Below are 5,772 nucleotides of genomic sequence, written 5' to 3'. Positions count from 1 at the left end.
GCCGGCCCCCGCCCCGGCCCGGGCCCGGACCGCGGGCGCCCGCGGTCCGGGGTCACCGCCGGCTGGCTAAGATGGATCAGATGACCAACTGCCGAAAGTAGTGCCTCCATGCCTTCGAATCCGGATGAGAATGCGGCACTGGCGATCCAGACCCCCGCGATCAACGACCGCTCCCTCGCGGCCGGGCTCGCCTACGCCATGGGGAGCCGCGTCTCCGGGATTTCCTTCGACGCCGCCACCGGGCTGATGCTGGGCAAGGTCCGCGGCGGGTCCCCCGTGCCGTATTCGACGACGGCGAAGCTGGTCCGCAAGGGCGGGGGCTGGAGCTGCACCGTGGGGGTCTGCAGCTGCCCGGTCCGCAAGGACTGCAAGCACGTCGCGGCGCTGCTCTTCGCGGCGGAGGACAACCCGGCCACCCGCGTGCAGCTGCTCGCCCCCGCAGAAACCTCCCGGCTCTCCCGCCAGCCGGCCCCCGTGGACCTGCCGGACTGGGAGCAGGCGCTCAGCCCGCTGCTGTCCCGGCAGGCGTCCACCCAGCCCTCCGCCGGCGTGCCCCTGGCGCTGCAGTTCGAGATCGAGGAGCCGGCACCGCACTTCTCCTACACCGGCCGCCGGGACCCGCTGCGCAGCGTTTGCCAGCTCAAGGCCCGGCCCGTCATCATGGGCGCGAAGGGCAAGTGGATCCGCGGCGACGTCTCGTGGAGCACCCTGAGCTACCTGAACTACCGCCGGGAGTGCAACGAGGCCCACGTGGAGTGGATGCTGGAGTTCCTGGCTTCCCACACCTCCGTGGCGAACCGCCAGCACGCCGGGACCGGGCTCTGGCTGGGCCTGAACACCTACGCCGGCCGGAACCTCTGGAGCCTGCTGGAGGAGGCCCGCAAGATCGGCCTGGCCCTGGTCCACGGTAAGGCGGACGAGCCCGTGCACCTGGCGGCCAGCCCCGCCGCCGTCGGCCTCAACCTCACCCGTTTCGGCACCCCCGCCGGCGCCGACAACGGCACCGGCAGCGCCCCCGGAGCCGGCAATGACGGCGGCGGTCTGGCCCTCGCCCCCACCATCACCGTCGAGGGCACCGAGGTGGACCCCGCGGCGGTGGGCACCATCGGCCGCCCCGCGCACGGCATCTTCGTCACCGGGGACGCGGGAACCCTCCCGGGCCTGGCACCCGAGGGCGCCACGATCACGCTCGCGCCGCTCGAGGCCGGGCTGAGCGAGGAACTGCTGGCGTTCGTCACCGCCGGCACCACGCTGCACATCCCGTCCCGGGACGAGACCCGGTTCCTCACCGGTTTCTACCCGAAGCTGAAGCAGACCGCCCGGGTCACCGCCTCGGACGAGTCGGTGGAGCTGCCGGCACTGGCCGTCCCCACGCTGTCCCTGCTGGCGAACTACGGCGCGGACCACCGGGTCCGGCTGCACTGGGAGTGGCACTACACCTCCGGCACCCTGGTCACCGCCCAGCCGCTCTGGCGCCACCCCGGTGACCACGGCTACCGGGACGACACCGCCGAGGCGCGCATCCTCGAAACCGTGGGACAGCCCTGGGAGGTGGTACCCAAGCTCGGCGAATCCGCCACCGGCGGCTGGGGCACGCCCCGGCTCGCTGACTCCGCCGAGCTCAGCGGCCTGGACACGCTGGCGTTCACCGAGGAGGTCCTCCCCCGGCTGCGCGAGCTGCCCGAGGTCACCGTGGATACCGCCGGAGAGATCGCCGACTACCGCGAGGCGGAGGAGGCCCCGGTGGTCTCCATCTCCACCAAGGCCACCGAGCAGCGGGACTGGTTCGACCTGGGCATCCAGATCTCCCTGGAGGGCCAGCCGGTGTCCTTTGCCGCCGTCTTCTCCGCCCTCGCCGCCGGCCAGACGAAGATGCTGCTGCCCAGCGGCGCATACTTCTCCCTGGACCTGCCCGAGCTGCACCAACTGCGCGCCCTGATCGAGGAGGCCCGGGAGCTGCAGGACAACAAGGACGCCCCGCTTCAGATCAGCCGCTTCCAGGCCGGGCTCTGGGACGAGCTGGCGCAGCTGGGGATCGTGGACGAACAGGCTTCCGCCTGGCGGGATGCCGTCGGCGGCCTGCTGGAGGGCGGCGTTAAGGGCCTGCCGCTGCCGGACACCCTGGACGCGGAGCTGCGGCCCTACCAGCTGGAGGGCTTCAACTGGCTGAGCTTCCTCTACCGCCACGGCTTGGGCGGGGTGCTGGCCGACGACATGGGCCTGGGCAAGACCGTCCAGACGCTCGCGCTGATCTGCGCTGCGAAGATCGCGGCGGCGGAGGCGGCCGCTTCTCCCGGGGCGGAGGACAACGACGGCGACGACGGGGCCTCCGGCGACGCGGCGGGTGGCGCCCCGTTCCTGGTGGTGGCACCCACGTCCGTGGTGGGCAACTGGCTGGCCGAAACCGCCCGGTTTGCCCCCGGCCTGACCGTGCGGGCCATCGGCGAGACCTTCGCCAAGAGCGGCTCCGATCCTGCCGATGCGCTGGCCGGCGCCGACGTCGTTATCACCTCCTACGCGCTCTTCCGCATCGACTACGACGCGTACGCCTCCCGCCGCTGGGCCGGCCTGGTGCTGGACGAGGCGCAGTTCGTGAAGAACCACCAGTCCAAGGCCTACCAGTGCGCCCGGAAGCTGCCCGCGGACTTCAAGCTGGCGGTGACCGGCACGCCGCTGGAGAACAACCTGATGGAGTTCTGGGCGCTGACCTCGATCGTGGCGCCCGGGCTGTTCGCCAGCCCCAAGCGCTTCGCGGAGAACTACCAGCGGCCGGTGGAGAAGAACGGGGACCGGGCACGGCTGGACAAGCTGCGCCGCCGGGTCCGCCCGCTGATGCTGCGCCGCACCAAGGAGCAGGTGATCCGGGACCTGCCGCCCAAGCAGGAACAGATCCTGGAGGTGGTGCTGAATCCGCGGCACCAGAAGGTCTACCAGACCCACCTGCAGCGCGAACGGCAGAAGATCCTGGGCCTGATCGAGGACGTGAACAAGAACCGCTTCACGATCTTCCAGTCCCTCACCCTCCTCCGGCAGCTCAGCCTGGACCCGTCCCTGATCGACCCGTCCCTCTCGGGGATCCGGGCCAGCAAGCTGGACGTGCTCTTCGAACAACTCCAGGACCTCGTGGCGGAGGGCCACCGGGCGCTGATCTTCAGCCAGTTCACCGGGTTCCTCGGCAAGGTCCGGGAGCGGCTGATCGAGGAGAACATCGAGTTCTGCTACCTGGACGGCAGCACCCGGAACCGCGCGGACGTGGTCAGCGAGTTCAAGAACGGCGCGGCCCCGGTGTTCCTGATCAGCCTCAAGGCCGGCGGCTTCGGCCTGAACCTGACCGAGGCGGACTACGTGTTCCTGCTGGACCCGTGGTGGAATCCGGCGTCCGAGGCGCAGGCCGTGGACCGGACGCACCGGATCGGCCAGGCCCGCAACGTGATGGTGTACCGGCTGGTGGCCAAGGACACGATCGAGGAAAAGGTCATGGCCTTGAAGGCGAAGAAGTCCCAGCTGTTCGCCGACGTGGTGGAGGGCGATGCGCTGGCCGGCGGGACGCTGACGGCGGAGGACCTGGCCGGGCTCTTCGACGACTAGCCGGGGCGGGCCTCAGGCGGCGGCCGGAGCGGTGACCCGCCCGGTGGCCAACCGCCGCTGGAACCAGCGGCGAAGCTGCTTGCCCTTGCCCTTCCACCAGCTGTCCTCGTCCGGGTCCGTGTGCCAGCGGAAGATCACCGTCACCAGGACGAAGACACCGCCGGCGGTCTGCGCCCACGCCCCGGATGCCGCGTACACGAGCACGGCCAGGCTCAAAGCCAGGATCGACGGCGGGACCAGGGTCAGGAAGACGGTGTTGGCCAGGTAGCGGCGTTGGGAGCGCGGCACCGAGACGGCCCGGACCATGTCGGTGCAGACGCACACGACGACGATCGTCTGGCCGAAGGTGAGCAACAGCAGGCCGGGCAGGGAGTTGCCGAAGAGGGCCAGGGCGTTCAGTCCGGAGTTCATGGCCGGCCCGCGCTCAGTGCGGACGCCGGCGCCGTTGCGGACGCGCGTCGGGAAATGGTGGTGTCCCGCGGATCACGGGTGTGCTGAATCTTCGGTGCTGCCCCCCGGCGTGTGCACGTGACCGGCCTGCCCGAGGGCGTCGACCGGTGGCGGCAGTGCGCCGCCGAGACCATCTAACCGGGAGGGAAAGCGGCCCGTCAGGGGGTCGCGGTACTCGACTTTGTTTTTTCACCACCCGTCTTTGCGGGCGGCTACTCAGTCCCGCCGGGCGGACTACCTAGGCGGATCAGGAGTTGTCGCGAGGGCGCCAGACGACGAGGGCCTGGGAGCGGGGGCGGGGCCGCTGGCCGCGGGCGAGCGTGACCACATCGCCCGCGGCACCGGCGGCGAAGATCCGGGAATCCAGCGGCTGCCGGCGGCGGCCCAGTTCCTCGGTGAGTTCGGCGACCCGGTGTTGCAGGGCCGCGACCTGGTTCTCCAGCTGCAGGATCCGCTTGATGCCCTCGAGCGAGACGCCTTCCTGGGAAAGCCGCTGCACCTCGCGGAGCATGTTCACGTCCCGCTGCGAGTACCGGCGGGACTTCCCGGGGGCGCGGCTGGGCGAGACGATGCCGAGCCGGTCGTACTGGCGCAGCGTCTGCGGGTGCATGTCCGCCAGCTCAGCGGCGACCGAGATGACGAAGATCGGCTGGTCGAACTCGATGTCCATGGCTGGACCCTACAGCCGGGCCTTGGCTGCCAGGCCCGCGCGGACGTCCTCGCCGGCGGTGGCCGCGGCGAACGCCTTGACGGCGTCCTCGGCCTCCTTGGTCAGCTTCTTGGGGACGGCGACGTCGATGGTGACGAGCAGGTCGCCGGTGGCCTTGCTGTGCTTGACGCCGCGGCCCTTGACCCGGAGCGTCCGGCCGGTGGGGGTTCCCGCGGGAACCCGGACCCGGACCTTGTCGCCGTCGAGCGTCGGAACCTCAATGTCCGCGCCCAGGGCCGCCTCGGGGAAGGTGACCGGGACGTGGATGCGCAGATTGTCGCCGTCGCGGGTGTAGAAATCGTGCGGCTTGACCGAGACGGTGACCATCAGGTCGCCGTTGCCGGCGGGGCCGTACTGGCCCTTGCCGCGGACCCGGACCTTCTGGCCGTCCTTGATGCCGGCGGGGATGCGGACGTCGATGACCTCGCCGTCGGGTTCGCGCAGGCCGATGGTGGTGCCGCGGATGGAACCGGCGAAGGAGATGCTGGTGGAGGCGGTCCGGTCCGCGCCCTTCTGCGGGCCGCGCTGGAAGGACTGGCCACCGCCGAAACCGCCGCCGCCGAACAGGTCGGCGAATTCAGGCGGGATGCCGCCGGCGGTGCTGTAGCCGCCGGAGTGGCGGCCGCCACCGCCGGTGAACAGGCCGCCGAAGAGGTCCTCGAAGCCCGCCCCGCCGCCGGGCTGGCCCGTACCGCCGGGTGCGAACCGCGCGCCGCCGCCCATCGCGCGGATGGCGTCGTACTGCTGGCGCTCGTCGGCGTCGGAGAGCACGGAATAGGCCTCGGAGATGTCCTTGAACTTCTTCTCCGACGCGGTATCCCCGGCATTGGTATCCGGGTGGTGCTGCCGGGCGAGCTTCCGGTAGGCCTTCTTAATGTCGGCGTCGGAAGCGTCCTTGGCGACACCAAGGATCTTGTAAAAGTCCTTGTCGACCCAGTCCTGGCTGGCCACTGGCGTTTCCTTTCAAAAAACAAAGCGTAAGGCGAGATTACCGCGGAGCGCCCAAGCGGATGAGGGGGCCCGGG

Annotated in this window: 4 protein-coding genes; 1 reads left to right on the top strand and 3 read right to left on the bottom strand. The window is 70.6% G+C overall.

Annotated features, from left to right (window positions below):
* Positions 1-108: 108 nt before the first annotated feature.
* On the top strand, positions 109-3,588 hold the full coding sequence (locus AB0305_RS22410) for an SNF2-related protein (RefSeq protein WP_364134389.1): 3,480 nt from the start codon (positions 109-111) through the stop codon (positions 3,586-3,588).
* Positions 3,589-3,600: 12 nt separating this feature from the next.
* Here AB0305_RS22410 and AB0305_RS22405 read toward each other — a convergent pair whose 3' ends face one another.
* The 3 genes from AB0305_RS22405 to AB0305_RS22395 all read right to left on the bottom strand — a co-directional run bounded on the left by AB0305_RS22405 (position 3,601) and on the right by AB0305_RS22395 (position 5,698).
* A complete protein-coding gene (locus tag AB0305_RS22405) occupies positions 3,601-3,999 on the bottom strand; it encodes a hypothetical protein (protein WP_364134392.1) in 399 nt (132 codons plus the stop codon).
* A 286-nt stretch (positions 4,000-4,285) separates the two neighbouring features.
* The gene (locus tag AB0305_RS22400; protein ID WP_364134395.1) at positions 4,286-4,708 is read right to left on the bottom strand and encodes a helix-turn-helix transcriptional regulator; all 423 of its coding nucleotides are present in this window, start codon (positions 4,706-4,708) and stop codon (positions 4,286-4,288) included.
* 9 nt (positions 4,709-4,717) lie between these two features.
* Positions 4,718-5,698, bottom strand: a complete 981-nt coding sequence (locus AB0305_RS22395) for a DnaJ C-terminal domain-containing protein (RefSeq protein WP_364134398.1) — start codon at positions 5,696-5,698, stop codon at positions 4,718-4,720.
* Positions 5,699-5,772 lie beyond the last annotated feature (74 nt).

This window comes from Arthrobacter sp. NPDC080086 (genome assembly GCF_040702285.1).
This window is presented reverse-complemented; position numbering and strand designations above follow the sequence as displayed.